Genomic DNA, 19,286 nt, shown 5'->3' with positions numbered 1-19,286 from the left:
AATGTATATTATGTATTTTTATTCAACTGATTAGCATTATATCAGCTTTGCAGGCAAATTTCAACAGAAAAACTGCAAAAACAAGATACACATTCACACCTTCCCGCGCCGCAGTGATGCTGTTACGCACACAGAGAGCACCAAATATTTCCGGATATAGCTGCGGCCGAAGCTTCCGCTCCGGCCGTCTTTCGTCAGTACACCACAATCGGTGTATTCACCTCAATATTATTATAGATCATCTGCACCGCATCTATGGGTGTATTGACACATCCGTGAGAACCATTGGACAGATAGATATCGCCTCCAAAAGCATCTCTCTTTACAAGGTCATGGATTCCCACGCCTCCGTTAAATGGCAGCCAATAGTTAACCGGCTCTTCATAGTCAATACTTCCGTCCGGTTTTTTGCCCACCAGAGTGAAAGGACTCTTTTTATCTTTCAGATTCCAGACACCCCCTGCCGGTGTTGCATGTCCTGTGTTGGGATTGCCGGTCACGACCGGGGTATCCACAATAAGACTGCCGTTTTTATAGAACCACATATGCTGCTGGGAAATGGATATCTCCACATAAGTACCGTCAATCTCATTGCCATCATGCTTCTGCGCCTTGTACAGCCAGGTCACTTCCAAGGTTGTGCTTTCCCCTGCATTGAGAGTATTCATCAGAGACTCTGTAGTCTTATCCTGCCATAACTGCCAGCCATAGTCGCCTCCGGTAAGATGGACCGTACTTCCGCCTGTAGTAACAAAGTCCCTTGCTTTGCCCTTTGTGTTGTATACTGCGGAAAGATCGATAATATACTGCTTCACAGTAGGTTCATCAAAATAATAATTGCCTGCATCGTCTTTCTTCAGCCAGGATTTCAAAAGGTCCCTTGTGATGGTTTCCTGTCCATGCCCAAAGTCCAAAACGATCTGCATGGTGGTCAATGCATTCAGTTTATCTCTTTCCTGGGTCAGCCCCGGGTCATCCTGCCGCACTGCCGGTGCCTGATAACAGCCTGACTCTTCTAAGGAGACTTCTCCTTTTCGTCCGTTAACGGCATCCTTGATGGCTTTTACTGTCTTTTCCTGATCCAGCGTATTACCTTCCACCTCAGGAACGATCTGATATGCTTCCCCTGTATCCTCCAGATAAGCATCCTGCGGCGCTGTCATATTCTCCGGCTTGAGACAGGCCAGGCTGCTGATGACCGTGTCAAGACTTGCCTCATCATAAGAATTATCCAGACTCACCTCATAATTCTTGTCTTTTGTCAGGCTGAAAATCCACAGCCAGGCGTTCTGGTCCTCCATAAGCTTTTCCAGTTCACCGTCGTCCTTATAAGTCAGCTTAATATCTGCCGCCTGGATCACATCCTGCTTATCCTCTTTCTCTTTGATCGTCAGAGAATATGTCTCCGCCTCTTTTTTAATGATCTCCTTGATGTAGTCCACAGATTTTTCACTGCAGTCATATCCGTTGATGGTAGTGCCGCTGTAGAACTTGTCCTGGTAATAATAGCCCACAGCACAATAGATACCCACCACTGCCAAAAGCAGCACGATCAGAAGCGCCAGCAGTATCCTTTTGACGACCTTGCTTTTTCCCTTATTCTTTTTTTCTGTTTTCTTTTTTTCATTCGTTTTTTTACTCATTTTCACACCCTTAATTATTAGACGCATTTCTCCCCTAAAAAGTTTCACATGAATTATTTTAACGCAAAATACGACAAAAAGGAAGAGGTTTCAGGCACACACTTGAAATTTTAGGAAATTTTCATTATGATGTTAATAAAACGAAACAGTTTTGGAAGAGATTTGAAATGTTTGGAGGAAAATCGCTGATGAACCAGCCTGACGAATATAAAAATTGTTCACTCTGCCCAAGGAACTGCCATGCAGACCGTCATTTGCGTAAAGGTTACTGTCAATGTACCGACAGGCTGACGGCCGCAAGAGCTGCCCTGCACCATTGGGAAGAGCCATGTATCAGCGGCACCAACGGCAGCGGCACTGTATTTTTTACGGGCTGTACGCTCCGCTGCTGTTTCTGCCAGAATTATTCCGTAAGCAGTGAAGGCTTTGGAAAGGAGATCACAGAGGAGAGGCTGTCCGAAATCTTCCTGGAACTGCAGGATGCCGGTGCCCACAATATCAATCTGGTGACAGCCACCCAGTACCTGCCTTCCGTCCTGCCTGCCCTTGACAGGGTAAAGGACCGCCTGCATATTCCCGTTGTGTACAACTGCGGAGGATATGAAAAACCGGAAACCCTGGCACGCCTCAGGGATTATGTGGATATTTATCTGCCGGATCTAAAATATTATGATTCCGCGCTCTCCATGCGCTACTCCATGGCCCCCGATTATTTTTCCGCCGCGTCCAATGCCATACCATATATGATAGAGCAGACAGGTGCTCCCAGATTTGACGATAACGGACTTTTGAAAAGCGGTGTCATCATCCGCCATATGGTCCTCCCCGGCTGTCGAAAAGATTCCATTCGGCTGCTGCACTGGATCAAGGAAAATCTTCCGGACAACCACTATCTCATCAGCCTGCTGAGCCAGTTTACCCCATTCTATAAAAGCAGCGGGTATCCTGAGATCAACCGCAGGATCACAACTTATGAATACGAGAGCGTACTGGAGGAGGCTGTCCGTCTTGGGCTCACAGACGGATATATGCAGGAAAAAAGCAGTGCCAAAGAGGAATACACCCCGCCCTTTAATCTGGAGGGGATATAGACAGCGTCAAAAAAGCCTTCCCCGTGTTTACCGTGGAAGGCTTTCTTTCTGCTGTTACATATTATTTGTAGTTCACAATCTGTCCGAATTCCGGTTTCAGGGAAGCGCCGCCTACTAAGCCGCCGTCAATATCGTTCTGAGCGAACAGTTCCGGAGCTGTCTTGGCATTTACGGATCCGCCGTACTGGATGCGGATAGCTTCTGCAGTCGCCTCGTCATATACTTCAGCGATGCATGCACGGATACCTGCACAAACTTCCTGTGCCTGCTCTGTGGTAGCTGTCTTACCTGTTCCGATAGCCCAGATCGGCTCGTAAGCGATCACTGCTGTCTTAGCCTGGTCTGCTGTTACGCCCTGGAATCCAACTTTCACCTGCTGACGGATGAAGTCCATGGTCACGCCCTGCTCTCTCTGCTCCAGAGTCTCGCCGCAGCACATGATCGGAGTGATTCCATGCTCAAATGCTTTCAGCATTTTTTTATTTACAGTCTCGCTTGTCTCTGCGAAGTATTCTCTTCTCTCAGAGTGGCCTAAAACAACATATTTTACACCGGCATCTGTGAGCATGCCCGGAGCGATCTCACCTGTGTAGGCACCTTTCTCCTCATAGTACATATTCTCAGCGCCAACCTGGATGTTTGTGCCTTTGCAGGCTTCTACAACCGGAAGGATATCAATTGCCGGTACACAGAATACTACGTCAACTTCCTCGTTTGCTACCAGAGGTTTTAATGTGTTTACTAATTCAACAGCTTCGCTGGGAGTCATATTCATCTTCCAGTTACCAGCAACAATTTTTCTTCTTGCCATGACTTTATTTCCTTCTTTCACTTATTCTTTATCTGCAACTGTCCAGTGTTTTCACAGTTACTTTTATTTATCATTAGCTGCTGCCACGCCCGGCAGTTCTTTGCCCTCTAAGAATTCCAGGGAAGCGCCGCCTCCTGTGGAAATGTGGGTCATCTTGTCACCATATCCCAGGATATTGACAGCCGCTGCAGAATCACCGCCGCCGATGATGGTGGTAGCGTCTGTTTCAGCCAGTGCTTTTGCAACTGCTTCTGTACCATGAGCAAAATTCGGCATCTCGAAACATCCCATCGGTCCGTTCCACACAACAGTCTTAGCATCTTTTACAGCGTCACAGAAGATTTTCTCTGTCTCAGGTCCAATATCCATGCCTTCCCAGCCGTCCGGGATCTCGCCGCGTTTTGCAACCTGGATGTTGCAGTCATTGGAGAAATCATCACCAATACGGTTGTCCACCGGCAGTAAAAGTTTCACGCCTTTTTCCTCTGCCTTTTTCATCATATCCAGTGCATACTGCAGATAATCGTCTTCACAGAGAGACACGCCAATGTGTCCGCCCAGAGCTTTTGAGAATGTGTAGGACATTCCGCCGCCGATGATCAGAGTATCTACTTTATCAAGCAGATTGTCGATCACAGAAATCTTACTGGAAACTTTAGCGCCGCCCAGAATTGCAACAAACGGTCTGTTTGGGTTGTCCACGGCATTTCCCAGGAAGTCGATCTCTTTCTGCATCAGATATCCGACAACCGCAGTATCTACAAACTGTGTCACACCGACATTGGAGCAGTGTGCTCTGTGGGCAGTACCAAATGCGTCATTTACAAATACATCGCACAGAGATGCCAGCTCTTTGCTGAATGCTTCTCCGTTCTTTGTCTCTTCTGCACGGTAACGTGTATTTTCCAGTAAAACAACATCTCCGTCTTTCATTGCCTGGACAGCAGCTTTTGCATTCGGTCCGACTACTTCCGGGTCTGCTGCAAATTTTACTTCCTGGCCCAGTAATTCTGACATTCTCTTGGCAACAGGAGCCAGAGATAACTCCGGTTTTGCTTCTCCCTTAGGTTTGCCCAGATGAGAGCACAGAATTACTTTTCCACCGTCAGCAATCAGCTTCTTGATAGTGGGAAGGGCTGCCACCAGACGGTTTTCATCTGTGATCTTACCTTCCTGAAGGGGAACGTTGAAATCACAACGGACTAAAACTTTTTTTCCTTTTACGTTGATGTCATCAACTGATTTCTTGTTGAGCATTGGATGATGCCTCCTTTAATATTTGTTCTTGTTAAATAACAGAATGGACAAAAGGAGCCCGGTCCAAAATAGACCGGACCCCTTAATGAGTCTTTATTTGTAATATTATTTCTCTAATAATTTTCCGAAGTATTTGATTGTTCTTACCATCTGGCTTGTGTAAGAATTCTCATTGTCATACCAGGAAATAACCTGAACCTCAGTTGTGCCATTGTCTAACGGCAGAACCATTGTCTGGGTTGCATCAAACAGAGAACCGTATTTCATACCGATGATATCGCTGGATACGATTTCGTCTGTGTTGTATCCGAAGGACTCTGTAGCCTGCTCTTTCATGATTGCGTTAACCTGATCTACAGTTACAGTTCCGTCAACAACTGCTGTCAGAATTGTAGTAGAACCTGTAGGGGTCGGAACACGCTGAGCAGATCCGATCAGTTTGCCGTTCAGTTCCGGAATAACCAGACCGATTGCCTTTGCAGCACCTGTGCTGTTCGGAACGATATTAACTGCAGCTGCACGAGATCTTCTTAAATCGCCTTTTCTCTGCGGTCCGTCCAGTGTCATCTGATCGCCTGTGTAAGCATGGATTGTGCACATGATACCGGATTTGATCGGAGCCAGGTCGTTTAATGCTTTTGCCATCGGAGCCAGGCAGTTTGTTGTACAGGAAGCTGCGGAGATGATGTTGTCATCTTTTGTCAGTGTCTCATGGTTTACATTGTAAACGATGGTCGGAAGGTCATTTCCAGCCGGAGCGGAGATAACAACTTTCTTAGCACCTGCTTTGATATGAGCTTCTGCTTTTGCTTTGGATGTATAGAAACCTGTACATTCCAGAACAACATCTACACCGATTTCTCCCCAAGGAAGTTCTTCAGCGTTAGCTTTTGCGTAGATTTTGATTTCTTTGCCATCAACTGTGATGGAATCTTCACCTGCTGTTACTGTATCGCCAAGTGCATATCTTCCCTGTGTAGAGTCATATTTCAGTAAGTGAGCTAACATTGTCGGAGATGTTAAGTCATTGATTGCTACAACTTCAAATCCTTCTGCTCCAAACATCTGTCTGAAAGCCAGACGTCCAATACGTCCAAATCCATTGATTGCTACTTTTACTGCCATGTTATTCATTCCTCCTAAAAGTGTTTGTATTCCGTGAGGTTTCTATTAAGATTGTTAAAGAAACATCAACCTATTTGATATTGTACCTAATCTGAGACAAAAATTCAAGCATAAAATGAAAAATCGTACCAGTTTTACATTCTCTTTATGTACAATTCCCTCTCTTTCCTATATAATTAGGGCAGCAAATGAAAAGGAGATGTCATCTATGTACGCAGATTATCACATGCACACATCATTTTCCAGCGACAGCGAAGCTCCTATGGAGCACATGATCCTCGGTGCCATTCACAGAAATGTGCCCCGGGTCTGCTTTACAGAGCATATGGATTTCGATTTTCCCACAGGAGAATTTGATTTTCTTGTGGATATGCCGGCTTACCGGGAAAAACTTCTGGAACTCAGAAAAAAGTATGAAGATAAAATAGAGATAAATTTCGGTATCGAGCTTGGACTCCAGCCCCATCTGACCGGGAAACTGCCGTCCTTCGCAGCCGGTTACCCCTTTGATTTTGTCATCGGCTCCGTGCATGTTGCGGACGGATGTGACCCCTATGACAGGATATTTTTTGAAAACCGCAGCGAGGAGGAGGCATACCGCAGCTATTTTACCTGCCTTTTGGAAAACTTAAAAGTCTTCTCCTGTTTCGATGTATGCGGTCACATTGACTATGTGGTTCGCTACGGCCCCAACCGCAACCTGTATTATACCTATGAAAAATACAGAGATATCCTGGACGAAATTCTCCGCGTTCTGGTGCAGAAGGGCATCGGACTGGAATGCAACACCGCGGGGTTCAAATACGGTCTCGGGCATCCCAATCCCACGGAAAAGATATTGAGCCGCTACCGGGAACTGGGAGGCGAAATCCTCACCCTTGGCTCTGACGCTCATGCGCCGGAACACATTGCCTATGACTTTGAGCGCGCAGGGGCATTGTTAAAGGAATGTGGTTTTCATTATTATACGGTTTTCAGGAACAGAAAACCGGAATTTCTTCCATTGTAATTGTAAGAGAAATTCCGGAATCTTACAGCCAGATCACCTGGCTGCCATATACGATCTTAGGAATGACGGTGCGGTAAATGCTGTCCAATTCCTCCCTGCAGCGTATCTGTATCTCCTCTTTTTCGGCTGCAGCGGAGGACTTTCCTAAAATTCTGTATTCCACCCCAAAGAGGCGGCAGGTGTTCCGGGAATCAAAAAATCCATTCTTTTCGTAAAAGCGGATTCTTCTTCTGCGGACCTGCAGTTCCTCTTCCCGGGCTGCAAAGGATGGGTCTTCGGTCTCTGCCATGATGATATACCCCTCGTTCTCCCGTACGGCTTCTTTATCGCTGTACATGTCTCTTTTATCTAAAATAGACTGAAGTGCCAGAAGACATGCACTCCCATACCCTCTGCCTCTCACAGACGGCAGCACTGCCAGATAATCGATCAGGTATGCCCTCCCGGAGGGTGCCTTTATCAAAAACGCATATCCTGCCAGTGCATTCCCGTCATAGAACCCATACCCATCCCCTCTGCCGCTCTCTGTCAGCGCCAGAATACTTTTCAGAGGTTTGAGTTCTGACCTTGGAAAATCTTTCTTCATGTAGGTTTTATATATGTACCGAATGCTTTCATTATCCAGTCTCTCTGCTCTCACATTCATCTAATCCTTACCTCCCGGTTAAAACCCAATATTTCGGCCGCGTGCTCTGCATACGATCTGTACCGGCCCAAAGAAAAAACTGCCCGGAAAACAGCTTCATGCAAAAACTGTCTCCCGGGCAATTTTATACTCCAAAAAAGTCATAAAATAATGCCGCCTCCGGCTACATATTCTCCGTCATAAAAGACAACTGCCTGTCCCGGAGTGATGGCCCTCTGGGGTTCATCGAAGATTACCCGAATCTTGTCTTCCTCTTCTCTGTGTATGACAGCAGAAGCACCTCTGTGGTTATACCGGATTTTAGCCATAACATGCATGTCCTCTTTCAGGTCAGGAATGGACATAAAGTTAATCCGGTTACAGATCAGTTCTCTTTGGAACAGGTCCTCATTTTCTCCGATCACCACCTCGTTGCTTTCAGGACGAATCTCTGTCACAAAGACAGGATGTCCCATTGCCAGGCCCAGGCCTTTTCTCTGACCAATGGTATAATGGGTGATTCCTTTATGGCGCCCGATCACCGTACCGTCTGCCAGCACGTAGCTGCCCTCTTCTATCTTATGCTCTGTATTCTCCTCGATAAATCCGGCATAGTCCTTGTCCGGCACAAAGCAGATTTCCTGGCTGTCCTTCTTCTTCGCCACGGGAAGGCCAATCTGTTCCGCTATTTTTCTGATCTCATCCTTCTCATAGAATCCAACAGGCATAAGCGTATGTGAAAGCTGGAACTGGGTAAGATTATAAAGGGCATAGGTCTGGTCTTTTCCTGTGGCATCCGACATTTTCAGAGAATACCTGCCGCTGTCTGTCTGCACGATCTTGGCGTAATGGCCTGTGGCAATGTAATCCGCACCGATCTCCATGCTCCTTTTTAGAAGGGATTCCCATTTTACATAACGGTTGCAGGCAATACAGGGGTTGGGTGTGCGGCCTTTTAGATATTCCTGAATGAAATAGTCAATGACATTTTCTCTGAACTCATGTTTGAAGTTCATGACGTAGTAGGGAATCTCCAGCATGTTCGCCACTCTTCTGGCATCGTCCACTGCGCTCAGGCCGCAGCAGCCGCCGTTCTCCTCCTGTGCGGCATTGTCCTCATCCTGCCAGATCTGCATGGTGACTCCAATGACATCATATCCCTGTTCCTTCAGCAGATAGGCCGCCACTGAGGAGTCCACACCGCCGGACATCCCCACAACTACCTTCTTTTTTTCCATTAATACTCTTCCTCTTCTTCCCCTTCAGAAATATCGCTTTTTGGCTTATCCAGACCCTCGATCTTAATTCCGTGCTTTTCCGCATAATCCCAGAGTGCTGCATGGATTGCTTCCTCAGCAAGCAGGGAGCAGTGTACTTTTACCGGGGGAAGGCCGTCAAGAGCCTCCATAACCGCTTTATTTGTCACCTGCAGGGCCTCCTGAATGGTTTTGCCCTTCACAAGCTCTGTAGCCATACTGCTGGTTGCCACTGCGGCGCCGCAGCCGAAGGTTTTGAATTTACAGTCCCGGATGATTCCGTCCTCATCAATATCCAGATACATTCTCATAATGTCTCCGCATTTTGCATTGCCTACGGTTCCGACACCGCTGGCGCCTTCAATCTCTCCTACATTTCTCGGGTTCTGAAAATGGTCCATTACTTTTTCGCTGTACATAATTTATTTTCCTCCATAATTTGTCTTTTTTGATCTTACGCTCTGTTCTGTTTCTGTTTTTTTATGAAATCTTCATATAACGGGGAGAGTTCACGCAGACGGTTTACAATCTCCTTGATCTGGTCCAGTGTGTAGTCCAGATCTTCTTTTGTTGTCTCCTCGCTGATGGTCATTCTGAGGGAACCATGGGCAATCTCATGAGGCAGACCGATGGCCAGCAGTACATGGGACGGGTCCAGGGATCCGGAGGTACATGCAGAACCGCTTGACGCCGCGATTCCCTTCATATCCAGCATAATGAGCAGGGACTCACCCTCAATGAACTGGAAGCTCACATTAATGTTGTTCGGCAGACGTCTTTTGGCGTCACCGTTGAGGCGGACATAGGGAATCTCATTTAAGATTCTGCCGATAAAGTAATCCCTCAGCTCTATCTCTTTCTTCGTACGCTCCTCCATGGTTCTGGCTGCTCGCTCTGCTGCCACACCGTATCCCACAATGGCCGGCACGTTCTCTGTACCTGCTCTTCTCTTTCTCTCCTGAGCACCGCCGTGTACAAAACTGCGGATCTTTACGCCTTTGCGGATATATAAGAAACCAATGCCCTTTGGTCCGTTGATCTTATGTCCGCTGGAGCTTAACATATCAATGTTCATCTCATCCACATGAATCGGGACCTGTCCGAATGCCTGTACCGCATCTGTGTGGAATAATATATTGTGTTCTTTGGCGATCATTCCGATCTCTTTGATGGGCTGGACAGCGCCGATCTCATTGTTTGCAAACATAATGGAGATCAGGATCGTCTCCGGTGTGATGGCTTCTAAGAGATCATCCAGCTTTACGATACCATTCTCATCCACATCCAGATAGGTCACCCTTGCTCCGCGTTTTTCCAGATATTCGCAGGTGTGCAGAATAGCGTGATGCTCTATCTTCGTGGTGATGATATGGTTTCCTTTGCTTTTGTATGCTTCAAATGCCGCTTTCAAAGCCCAGTTATCCGCTTCACTGCCGCCTGCTGTAAAGTAAATTTCCTCTGACTTTGCGCCCAGCACCTCTGCGATCTGTTCTCTGGCTTTTGTGATCGCCTCTTTGCTTCTCTGTCCGATCTCATAGATGCTGGATGGATTTCCGTAGCTCTCTGTGAAGTACGGAAGCATGGCATCTACAACCTCCTGTGCTGTTTTTGTTGTTGCTGCATTATCCAGATATATTGTTGTCTTCATAATTCCTCTCTCCTAATTGTCACATTTTTGCACCTGAATCTGCCCCTTATCCCGCATCCTGCGGCTTTCCTCTACGAGCTGATCCAGCATGATGGAATCTACAGTTTCTTTTATACTATTATTGATACGCTGCCATACATAGCGGGTGACGCACAAATCCGCACCCTGGCAGCTATGTTCTCCTCCTCCATTACAGGTAACGGCATCCAGACTGCCCTCCAGCGCCCGAAGGACATCCCCTACGGATATCTCACCGGCAGGTCTGGCAAGCTTATATCCGCCCTGTGCACCGCGGACGCTCACTACCAACCCGGCACTCTTTAACTTGCGCACCAGCTGTTCCAGATAACTGTCAGAAATGTTCTGGCGTGTGGCAATGCTCTGTATGGAAACAGCCTCAGATTCGCTGTATAAAGCCAAATCGATCAAGGCTCTCAAGCCGTACCTTCCTTTGGTTGATAATTTCAAATCATCACCATCCTTTTCAAATTCCGACTGTTTTACTCGGATTTGATTGTAGAATATCATTCTTATCCTGTTCTGTCAAGATACTTTTTGGAATATATTGTGAAAAAGGCTATAAAAGTTACTATTGCTCTCTCTGCGAATAGTGACTATAAAGGACTTCTTATGGATAACAAACATATTTTGCTGAAAGGAACACTCATCCTGACCCTGGCTGGTTTCCTTACAAAAATCCTTGGGTTTCTCTATAGAATATTCCTGTCGCAGACAATTGGTGCACAGGGGATGGGTATCTACCAGCTTATCTTTCCCATCCACACCCTCTGTTTTGCACTGACAGTCGGAGGAATCCAGACCGCGATCTCCCGCTTCGTGGCTGCCCGGGTAGCTTTAAAGGATGAACAGGGCGCCCGTGATATTTTTCTCATCGCCACTTCCCTGTCCATGGCCATATCTTTTGCCGTCACCTTTTTGCTGTACCGACATGCCTCCTGGTTTGCCGTACATATCCTGCTGGAGGAACAGTGTACAGACCTGCTCCGTGTCTCCTCCCTGTCAATTCCCATGGGAACTTTTCATTCCTGTGCCTACGGCTACTATCTGGCCAGGAAGAAGACAGGAATCCCGGCCTGGTCGCAGCTTGTGGAGCAGACAGCGCGCATGAGCGCAACCTACCTTCTCTACCTGGTGTGGACCGGGGAAGGGCATCCGCTCACACCCATGCTGGCTGTTGTGGGGCTTTTCGCGGGGGAACTGGTCTCCATGCTGTTCTCTCTGTTGTTCATTCTGTGGGATTACAGAAAGTATCATTACCAAATCAGCAATATCCATGCGCCGGGTAAGGATTTAAAGGACATTGTGTCTTTGTCTCTGCCCCTTACAGGAAACCGGCTCTTTATCAATATCCTGCACAGTATGGAGTCTGTGCTGATCCCCGGGCATCTGCGGCTTTTCGGCATGGACAGCGCCTCCGCACTCTCCATCTACGGGGTGTTAAACGGTATGGCACTGCCGCTCATACTGTTTCCCTCCGCGATCACCAACGCTGTCTCAGCCATGCTTCTGCCCTCTGTGGCACAGGACCAGGCAGTGGGGAATTATAAGAATATACGGAGAAGCATTTTTACCACCACCCGCTACTGCCTGCTGCTGGGTTTCCTCTCCACCGCCTTTTTTTATTTTTCCGGTGATTTTCTGGGGCTGTTTTTATTCAAAAATGAGTTCGCAGGGACTTTTATCAAAACGCTTTCCTTTATCTGCCCCTGCCTGTATCTCTCCAGCACGCTGAGCGGAATCTTAAACGGTCTGGGGGAGACGGGAAAATACTTTGCCCAGAACCTGTTAGGCCTCTCCATCCGCCTGCTCTTTGTTTTTTTCGTGATTCCGCGTTTCGGTATTCTGGGGTATCTGTGGGGGCTTTTGATCAGTGAACTGGCAATCACGCTCCTCACTTTATTTTTCTTAAAAGATTACATGAAAACAGCACCGGGTGAATAAACCCGGTGCTTTTCGCATCCGGGAAAAGATCACCCCCACAGACTCCCGTACCATGCAGTTCTAATCTTTACCGCTTAGACGCTTTAAAGCAAAAAATTATCCAAAACTGTCGACAACCGGAAAGTTTTGTATTATAATAATCAACTAGAACGTGTTTGAAAATTGCTTTCGGCAAGATGTGCGGCGTACAGACTGCCGGAATAAATTTTCAAACACGCTCTGGAAAGTCAAACAAAGGAGATAATTATGAGTTTCAAATTCGTAAAACAGCTTCCCTCTCCGGATGAGATCAAAGCACAGGCACCCGTGTCCGAAGAGTTGAAACAGATAAAAGCTAAAAGAGACAAAATGATCAGCGATGTCATCACAGGTGCTTCCGACAAATTCCTTGTCATCATCGGCCCCTGTTCTGCAGACAATGAAGATTCTGTATGTGACTACACTAACCGCCTTGCAAAGCTTCAGGATAAAGTGGAAGACCGTCTGGTGCTGGTTCCGCGTATATACACCAACAAACCGCGTACTACAGGGGAGGGCTATAAGGGTATGCTCCACCAGCCGGACCCTGAGGCAAAGCCGGACGTACTGGCAGGCATTCTGGCCATCCGCCACATGCACATCCGTTCCCTGCAGGAGACAGGGCTCAGCTCCGCGGATGAAATGCTGTACCCGGACAACTACCACTACTTATCTGACCTGCTCTCCTACGTGGCGATCGGAGCGCGTTCTGTGGAGAACCAGGAGCACCGTCTCATGGTAAGCGGCCTTGACGTTCCTGTGGGTATGAAAAATCCCACCAGCGGGGACTTCTCTGTTATGCTCAACTCTGTAGTTGCCGCACAGCAGGGACATGACTTCATCTCCAGAGGATGGGAAGTCAAGACAGAGGGCAATCCACTCACCCACACCATCCTGCGGGGTGCTGTGAACAAACACGGCAACACCCTGCCCAACTACCACTACGAGGATCTGCAGCTTCTTCTGGAAATGTACAATGACCGTGACCTGGAAAATCCGGCAGTCATCATTGACGCCAACCATGCCAACTCCGGCAAAAAATACGAACAGCAGGTCCGCATTGTCAAAGAAGTGCTGCACAGCCGCCTGGTATCCCGTGATATCCGCCATTTGGTAAAAGGTGTCATGATTGAGAGCTACCTGGTATCCGGCTGCCAGAAGATCGGCCCTGACCATATCTATGGAAAATCCATCACAGACCCCTGCCTTGGCTGGGAGGAGACAGAGAAACTCCTCTATACCATCGCGGAACTGTGTTAAATTATCGGAAAGCCACGCTTTTTGAACTTTCCGATGTTCAAAAACAAAAGGCATTTGCTTCCGAACATCACACTCGGAGGCAAATGCCTTTCCTGTTTCTCCTGCCAAAAAGAAAGAACCCGAAAACTCATATCTTTTCAGGTCCTCTATTTTCTCGGATGCGCTTTCAGATACACATCCCTGATTTTATTCACATTCATATTCAGATAAATCTGGGTGGTGGATATATCAGAATGTCCCAGCATTTCCTGTACACTTTTCAGATCCGCACCGTTCTGCACCAGATGGGCTGCAAAGGAATGCCGCAGCGTATGTGGTGTGATATCCTGCTGAATCCCGGCAGAAGAGGCATAGGTCTTCAGCACCTTCCAGAATCCCTGCCGGCTCATAGGTTTTCCGGAACAATTAACAAAGAGGCAGTCGCTTTCCTTATGGCTTAAAAGCTCCTCCCTTGCCTGCTCCAGATACTCCTTCACCGCCTTCTTCGCTGCGTTTCCGAAAGGTATTACCCTCTCCTTCTCGCTGGCCTCGCAGGTGATGTATCCCAGTTTTAAATTTATATTCTCCAGCTTCAGTCCGATCAGCTCACTGACCCGGATTCCTGTGGCATATAAAAGCTCCAGCATGGCTTTATCCCGGACACCCTTGGCTGTATTTTCCTTTGGCTGGTTCAACAACAAATCGACTTCTTCTACAGTAAGAATCCCAGGCATCTTCTTTTCGATCTTAGGCGCCTTCAATATGTCTGCCGGATTCTCCGAAAGCATTCCCTGCTGGCAGCAATACTGAAAAAAAGCGCGCATAGACGCGATACTCCTGGAAATGGTGGAAGCAGCGAACTTCTCCCGCTCCAAATACATCTCATAAGAATTCAGATTCGTGGCAGTCACATCCTGAACCCTGTCCACTCCTTCGTTCCTCAGAAACTGATCCATCTTACGCAAATCCCGCTCATAGGATACTTCTGTATTTTTGGAAGTGCCTTTGGTGTTATGTAAATAGGCTATAAACTCTTCAATCTCGCACTTCATGTATGATTATCCCTCGTTAAGTTAATTGTAAAAGGCCATACCTTTCCAAATCATAATGAAATTATATATCAACTTCCATAGAAAAAGCAAACGGATTTTTCCAAAGTTTTTCTTGTTTTTCAGGCTTTTTTTACATTTCCACAACATATCGAAAAAGCTCTATTTATGTCTACCAGATGTGGTAAATTTGAAATTGTTAATATTTTGTTAATTTTTTATAAAAACCTCTCAATTACAAAACTCAGCACATTTTGGTTGACATAACTTTCCATAAAAAGAGCCAGCAGGAATAATATACCAATCCCGGTCATAAAAAAAAGGTATGCCCTGTAGTCCGCCTTCACCCGAATCCCCTTCCCCCAATACTTCTGGCTCATCTGCACAATGAAGAAGAAAAACAGCAGCACAGAGGGCACATAAAAAAGCCCCTGAGGGAAAAAGCAGGCAAGCGCGGCCCCGATTCCGCGAATCCCATATTCCATCAAAAACACAGTCAGCAGATTCCCGCCCAGAAACCCCAGCCAAAGCAGTCCCCCAAGCACCAGCGGAATCCCAAAAGGCGTCACCCCGCTGATCAGATACAACAAAAACCAGACACCTCTTCTCTCAAACAACCGCAGAAAGATCCCGCTCCCGGAAACACTTCCCGCCGCCCTGTCTGCCAGATAGACCCCCAGCAGACTGGTCTGATACCCCGCATAACTCCTCAAAAAATTACAACAAAGCACCCCCACTACAAATCCTCCTAAGTACAGGAGGAAAAACACATTCAAATATTTTTTCATAATCTCACCCTATATATTCTATGCCCTGCCCCCTGCCATTAGTACGCTCCTGTCTGTCACATCTTTTTTCTTCCGCCGCTGCTCCCGGGCAAACAGGCCCTGCAGCCATCTTTCTCTGCAATAAAAAAGTGCAGAATCTGCAGTGATATATAAAATATCATCGCAGCATTCTGCACATCTTTCCCGGTCCAGCCTACTTTGCGTAATCTACTACGCGGCTCTCCCGAATCACATTAACCTTGATCTGTCCCGGATACTCCAGTTCAGCTTCAATCTGTTTTGAAATATTCCGTGCCAGCAGTACCATATCGGAATCTGTTACGTGTTCCGGTACTACCATCACTCGAATTTCCCTACCTGCCTGAATAGCAAAAGATTTGTCCACTCCTTTGAAAGAGTTTGTTATGTCTTCTAATTGTTTTAATCTGTTGGTATATGTTTCTAAAGTTTCTCTTCTAGCACCAGGTCTTGCCGCGCTGATCGCGTCAGCAGCCTGTACAATGCAAGCCACCAGTGATGTGGGTTCCGTGTCTCCATGATGGGATTCCACGGCATTTATTACCACCTGGGACTCTTTATATTTTCTACATAAGTCAGCACCGATCTGAATATGGGAACCTTCTACTTCATGATCGATGGATTTTCCGATGTCATGTAACAGACCTGCACGTTTAGCCATGCGAATGTCTGTCCCAACTTCACCCGCCAGAAGGCCGGCAAGCTGTGCCACCTCAATAGAATGCTTTAAAGCATTCTGGCCGTAACTGGAGCGGAATTTCATACGTCCCAGCAGACGGATCAATTCCGGATGAATACCGTGTACGCCAACTTCCAGGGCTGCGGATTCACCTTCTTCTCTCATCATGGTCTCTACTTCTTTTTGTGCCTTTTCCACCATCTCTTCGATTCTGGCCGGATGAATTCTTCCGTCCACAATCAGTTTTTCCAGCGCAATACGTGCTACTTCACGCCGGATCGGATCGAAACCGGACAATACGACTGCTTCCGGGGTATCGTCAATAATGAGATCTACGCCCGTAAGTGTTTCCAAAGTTCGGATATTGCGTCCTTCCCTACCGATAATACGGCCCTTCATTTCATCGCTTGGAAGCTGTACAACGGAAATTGTAGCTTCCGATACATGGTCTGCCGCACATTTCTGAATGGCTGTCACCACGTATTCCTTGGCCTTCTTATCGGCTTCCTCTTTTGCTTTGCTCTCCAATTCCTTGTAGAGCTTGGCAGTGTCAATTTTTACTTCGTCCTCAACAGTTTTTAACAAATAATCTTTTGCTTGTTCGGAGGTCAGGCCGGAAATTCTCTCCAGCTCTTGTACTCTCTGGTCATGTAATTCATCGACTTTCTTTTCTTTCTTTTTTAGCTCGGCTTCTTTTGCTGTATAATCTGCTTCTCGTTTTTCCAGGGCATCAGCCTTCTTGTCCACTGCTTCTTCTCTGGATAAAACACGCTTCTCATACTTCTGAAGTTCTGCCCGTCTCTCTTTTGTCTCTTTCTCCAACTCATTTTTAGTACGGAGATTTTCTTCTTTTGCTTCTAAGAGAGCTTCACGTTTCTTCGTTTCCGCAGATTTCAATGCTTCATCTATAATGCTTCTTGCTTTTACTTCTGCCGTTCCGATCGTCTCAGCATCTTTTTCAGTTTTTTTCTTAACTGAAATGTTGGCTGTAACAGGAACTGCAATCAGCAGCGTGATTACCACAGCAACAATTGCAACTATTACATAGATTGCCACAGGAGCACCTCCTTATTTAGTTTTCATTGTACAAATACAACAGTTTAATTTTATACTGTTTTTACTGAAAAGTCAACATAAAACCTATTTTTCTAAAAGACAAGTATGTGAAATCTGTCCAAGATTTTTCAGCAAAAATCCTCTTTTTCTTTTAATACGGACAAAATTTCAGAGGAGGAAAAACCTTTTCTCATTAAATAGCCGTAAATTCTCTGCCGTTCTCTGTCATCCATGGAGCCGCTACCCCTTCTTCTCTTCCTTACCAGTTCCCGGATCGTGTCCCTGCAGTCATCCAGCTCCGCCTCCTCCAGAACCTCCTCTATGATGCTTCTGTCCACACCTTTTTGGGCCAGCTCCATCTTCAGCCTTGCTTTTCCTCTGCCCTCTTTTTTACATTCCACATAATGCCGGGCATATCTTCTGTCATCCAGATATCCAAAAGATTCCACATACGCAAGTGCCGCTTCCACAGCTTCCCTGGGGTACTCACCTGCCTGCAGTTTTCTCTCAAGCTCCGCTCTGGTCCGGTCCATGCTCTCCAAAAGGTGCATGGCGCGCAGTTTGGCCCGTTTGGTGAGGACCTGTCCCACAAGCTCCTGATAAACCGGTCCTGGAATCTCCTGTCCTTCTTTTATTCCATAGCGAGACAGCTCGCCTTTGTAAATAACAAAGGCGGGCTGTCCGTCAAGTTCAATCCTGTATTTTTGTTTTGTTACAGCCTGTATTTTTGTGACAAGCATTATACAACCCCATTTTCCTTTTTCGTGCCCTGCGCTGCAGGTGCCTCCGCGGCCTTCATATCCGGTGCTTTTGTGTCAGAGGCTTTGGCGTCAGCCTTTTTCTCCTCTTTTGCACCTTTCTTGTCTTCTTCTGTATTTCCCTCAACAAGTCCGTAGTGTTCCCTGACTTTTGCTTCCACTTCTGCTGCCACGTCCGGATTTTCTTTCAGGTACTGTTTTGCATTTTCACGTCCCTGGCCGATCTTTCCGTCCTTATATGCATACCATGCGCCGCTTTTATTGATAATGCCCAGATCTGCTGCCAGATCCAGGATATCACCGGCTTTGGAGATTCCCTGGCCGAACATGATATCAAACTCTGCCTCTTTAAAAGGAGGCGCGATCTTATTCTTAACTACTTTGATCCTGGTACGGTTTCCAACGATCTCTCCGGCCTGCTTCAGAGCTTCAATCCTTCTGACATCCAGACGGATGGAGGAATAAAACTTCAGGGCACGGCCGCCTGTGGTGGTCTCCGGGTTGCCGAACATAACTCCGACTTTCTCACGGAGCTGATTGATAAAGATAACGATACAGTTGGATTTGCTGATGACAGCCGTCAGTTTACGGAGAGCCTGTGACATCAGACGCGCCTGCAGACCCACATGGGAATCACCCATATCACCCTCGATCTCCGCTCTCGGAACCAGAGCCGCAACAGAGTCCACGATCACAATGTCCACAGCACCGGAACGCACCATAGTCTCTGTGATCTCCAGGGCCTGCTCCCCGTTATCCGGCTGTGAAATATAGAGATTGTCCACATCCACGCCGATATGCTTGGCATATACCGGGTCCAGAGCATGCTCTGCATCAATAAATCCGGCAATTCCGCCTCTTTTCTGTACCTCAGCCACCATATGCAGCGCCACGGTGGTCTTACCGCTGGATTCCGGACCGTAGACCTCTACGATCCTTCCTTTCGGGATGCCTCCCAGACCCAGTGCAATGTCAAGGCTGAGAGAACCTGTAGGTACTGTCTCCACATTCATATGTACAGAGGAATCGCCCAGTTTCATAACAGAGCCTTTACCAAACTGCTTCTCAATCTGTCCCAGGGCCGCGTCCAGGGCTTTTAATTTATCTTCTTTGACCATTTGAAATCTCCTTTATTCGATTCATCTCAATAATTTCTTCTTCTGTCATTTCTACGAACTTATGTTCGTATTGCTGTTATCATAATAGTACACTTTTCGTTCCTTGTCAACTGTTATTTTCCTGCCTGCAATACGC

18 protein-coding genes are annotated in these 19,286 nt (G+C 46.9%); 4 read left to right on the top strand and 14 right to left on the bottom strand.

The window, feature by feature from the left end:
* Nucleotides 1–194: 194 nt before the first annotated feature.
* The gene (locus MUB35_RS13140) at nt 195–1,643 is read right to left on the bottom strand and encodes a L,D-transpeptidase family protein (protein ID WP_148392965.1); all 1,449 of its coding nucleotides are present in this window, start codon (nt 1,641–1,643) and stop codon (nt 195–197) included.
* Nucleotides 1,644–1,831: 188 nt separating this feature from the next.
* On the opposite strand from MUB35_RS13140, the gene MUB35_RS13135 reads away from it, so the two are divergent.
* A complete protein-coding gene (locus tag MUB35_RS13135) occupies nt 1,832–2,734 on the top strand; it encodes a radical SAM protein (protein ID WP_412240407.1) in 903 nt (300 codons plus the stop codon).
* A 61-nt stretch (nt 2,735–2,795) separates the two neighbouring features.
* Here MUB35_RS13135 and tpiA read toward each other — a convergent pair whose 3' ends face one another.
* The 3 genes from tpiA to gap form a co-directional block, all read right to left on the bottom strand.
* Complete coding sequence (gene tpiA / locus MUB35_RS13130; RefSeq protein ID WP_033141154.1) at nt 2,796–3,545, bottom strand: triose-phosphate isomerase; 750 nt, start codon at nt 3,543–3,545, stop codon at nt 2,796–2,798.
* A 63-nt stretch (nt 3,546–3,608) separates the two neighbouring features.
* Nucleotides 3,609–4,802 (bottom strand): phosphoglycerate kinase, encoded by a 1,194-nt coding sequence (locus tag MUB35_RS13125; RefSeq protein ID WP_033141155.1) that lies wholly within the window; start codon nt 4,800–4,802, stop codon nt 3,609–3,611.
* A 105-nt stretch (nt 4,803–4,907) separates the two neighbouring features.
* Nucleotides 4,908–5,927 (bottom strand): type I glyceraldehyde-3-phosphate dehydrogenase, encoded by a 1,020-nt coding sequence (gene gap, locus MUB35_RS13120; protein WP_033141156.1) that lies wholly within the window; start codon nt 5,925–5,927, stop codon nt 4,908–4,910.
* Between the two features lie 208 nt (nt 5,928–6,135).
* Here gap and MUB35_RS13115 point away from each other — a divergent pair, with 208 nt between their 5' ends.
* Nucleotides 6,136–6,936: a histidinol-phosphatase HisJ family protein gene (locus tag MUB35_RS13115; protein ID WP_033141157.1), complete on the top strand. Its 801-nt coding sequence runs from the start codon at nt 6,136–6,138 to the stop codon at nt 6,934–6,936.
* 22 nt (nt 6,937–6,958) lie between these two features.
* On the opposite strand, the gene MUB35_RS13110 is transcribed toward MUB35_RS13115, so the two are convergent.
* The 5 genes from MUB35_RS13110 to MUB35_RS13090 all read right to left on the bottom strand — a co-directional run bounded on the left by MUB35_RS13110 (nt 6,959) and on the right by MUB35_RS13090 (nt 10,933).
* Nucleotides 6,959–7,582 (bottom strand): GNAT family N-acetyltransferase, encoded by a 624-nt coding sequence (locus MUB35_RS13110; protein WP_033141158.1) that lies wholly within the window; start codon nt 7,580–7,582, stop codon nt 6,959–6,961.
* Nucleotides 7,583–7,722: 140 nt separating this feature from the next.
* Nucleotides 7,723–8,799: a tRNA 2-thiouridine(34) synthase MnmA gene (gene mnmA / locus MUB35_RS13105; RefSeq protein WP_033141159.1), complete on the bottom strand. Its 1,077-nt coding sequence runs from the start codon at nt 8,797–8,799 to the stop codon at nt 7,723–7,725.
* Nucleotides 8,799–9,236, bottom strand: a complete 438-nt coding sequence (gene nifU, locus MUB35_RS13100) for a Fe-S cluster assembly scaffold protein NifU (RefSeq protein WP_033141160.1) — start codon at nt 9,234–9,236, stop codon at nt 8,799–8,801. The genes mnmA and nifU overlap by 1 nt, the downstream gene beginning before the upstream one ends.
* Nucleotides 9,237–9,271: 35 nt before the next feature.
* Nucleotides 9,272–10,465, bottom strand: coding sequence for a cysteine desulfurase NifS (gene nifS / locus MUB35_RS13095; protein ID WP_033141161.1), 1,194 nt, complete (start codon nt 10,463–10,465; stop codon nt 9,272–9,274).
* A gap of 12 nt (nt 10,466–10,477) precedes the next feature.
* Nucleotides 10,478–10,933 carry an RrF2 family transcriptional regulator gene (locus MUB35_RS13090; protein ID WP_033141180.1) on the bottom strand — a complete coding sequence of 152 codons (456 nt, stop codon included), beginning with the start codon at nt 10,931–10,933 and terminating at the stop codon, nt 10,478–10,480.
* Between the two features lie 162 nt (nt 10,934–11,095).
* On the opposite strand from MUB35_RS13090, the gene MUB35_RS13085 reads away from it, so the two are divergent.
* Nucleotides 11,096–12,427 (top strand): polysaccharide biosynthesis protein, encoded by a 1,332-nt coding sequence (locus MUB35_RS13085; RefSeq protein WP_033141162.1) that lies wholly within the window; start codon nt 11,096–11,098, stop codon nt 12,425–12,427.
* A 246-nt stretch (nt 12,428–12,673) separates the two neighbouring features.
* A complete protein-coding gene (locus MUB35_RS13080) occupies nt 12,674–13,705 on the top strand; it encodes a 3-deoxy-7-phosphoheptulonate synthase (protein ID WP_033141163.1) in 1,032 nt (343 codons plus the stop codon).
* Between the two features lie 146 nt (nt 13,706–13,851).
* Here MUB35_RS13080 and xerD read toward each other — a convergent pair whose 3' ends face one another.
* From xerD to recA, 5 genes are all read right to left on the bottom strand, one after another.
* Nucleotides 13,852–14,736: a site-specific tyrosine recombinase XerD gene (gene xerD, locus MUB35_RS13075; protein WP_033141164.1), complete on the bottom strand. Its 885-nt coding sequence runs from the start codon at nt 14,734–14,736 to the stop codon at nt 13,852–13,854.
* Between the two features lie 215 nt (nt 14,737–14,951).
* On the bottom strand, nt 14,952–15,521 hold the full coding sequence (locus MUB35_RS13070) for a stage II sporulation protein M (protein WP_033141165.1): 570 nt from the start codon (nt 15,519–15,521) through the stop codon (nt 14,952–14,954).
* Nucleotides 15,522–15,714: 193 nt separating this feature from the next.
* A complete protein-coding gene (rny, locus tag MUB35_RS13065; RefSeq protein WP_033141166.1) occupies nt 15,715–17,274 on the bottom strand; it encodes a ribonuclease Y in 1,560 nt (519 codons plus the stop codon).
* Nucleotides 17,275–17,402: 128 nt separating this feature from the next.
* Nucleotides 17,403–18,014, bottom strand: a complete 612-nt coding sequence (locus tag MUB35_RS13060; protein WP_033141167.1) for a regulatory protein RecX — start codon at nt 18,012–18,014, stop codon at nt 17,403–17,405.
* Nucleotides 18,014–19,150 carry a recombinase RecA gene (gene recA / locus MUB35_RS13055; RefSeq protein ID WP_033141168.1) on the bottom strand — a complete coding sequence of 379 codons (1,137 nt, stop codon included), beginning with the start codon at nt 19,148–19,150 and terminating at the stop codon, nt 18,014–18,016. The genes MUB35_RS13060 and recA overlap by 1 nt, the downstream gene beginning before the upstream one ends.
* Between the last annotated feature and the right edge of the window lie 136 nt (nt 19,151–19,286).

The sequence above is a fragment of the Blautia sp. NSJ-175 genome (assembly GCF_022867815.1).
Lineage (GTDB): Bacteria > Bacillota > Clostridia > Lachnospirales > Lachnospiraceae > Blautia > Blautia celeris.
The sequence above is the reverse complement of the archived record's forward strand: the minus strand, read 5'-3'. Positions and strand labels throughout refer to the sequence as shown.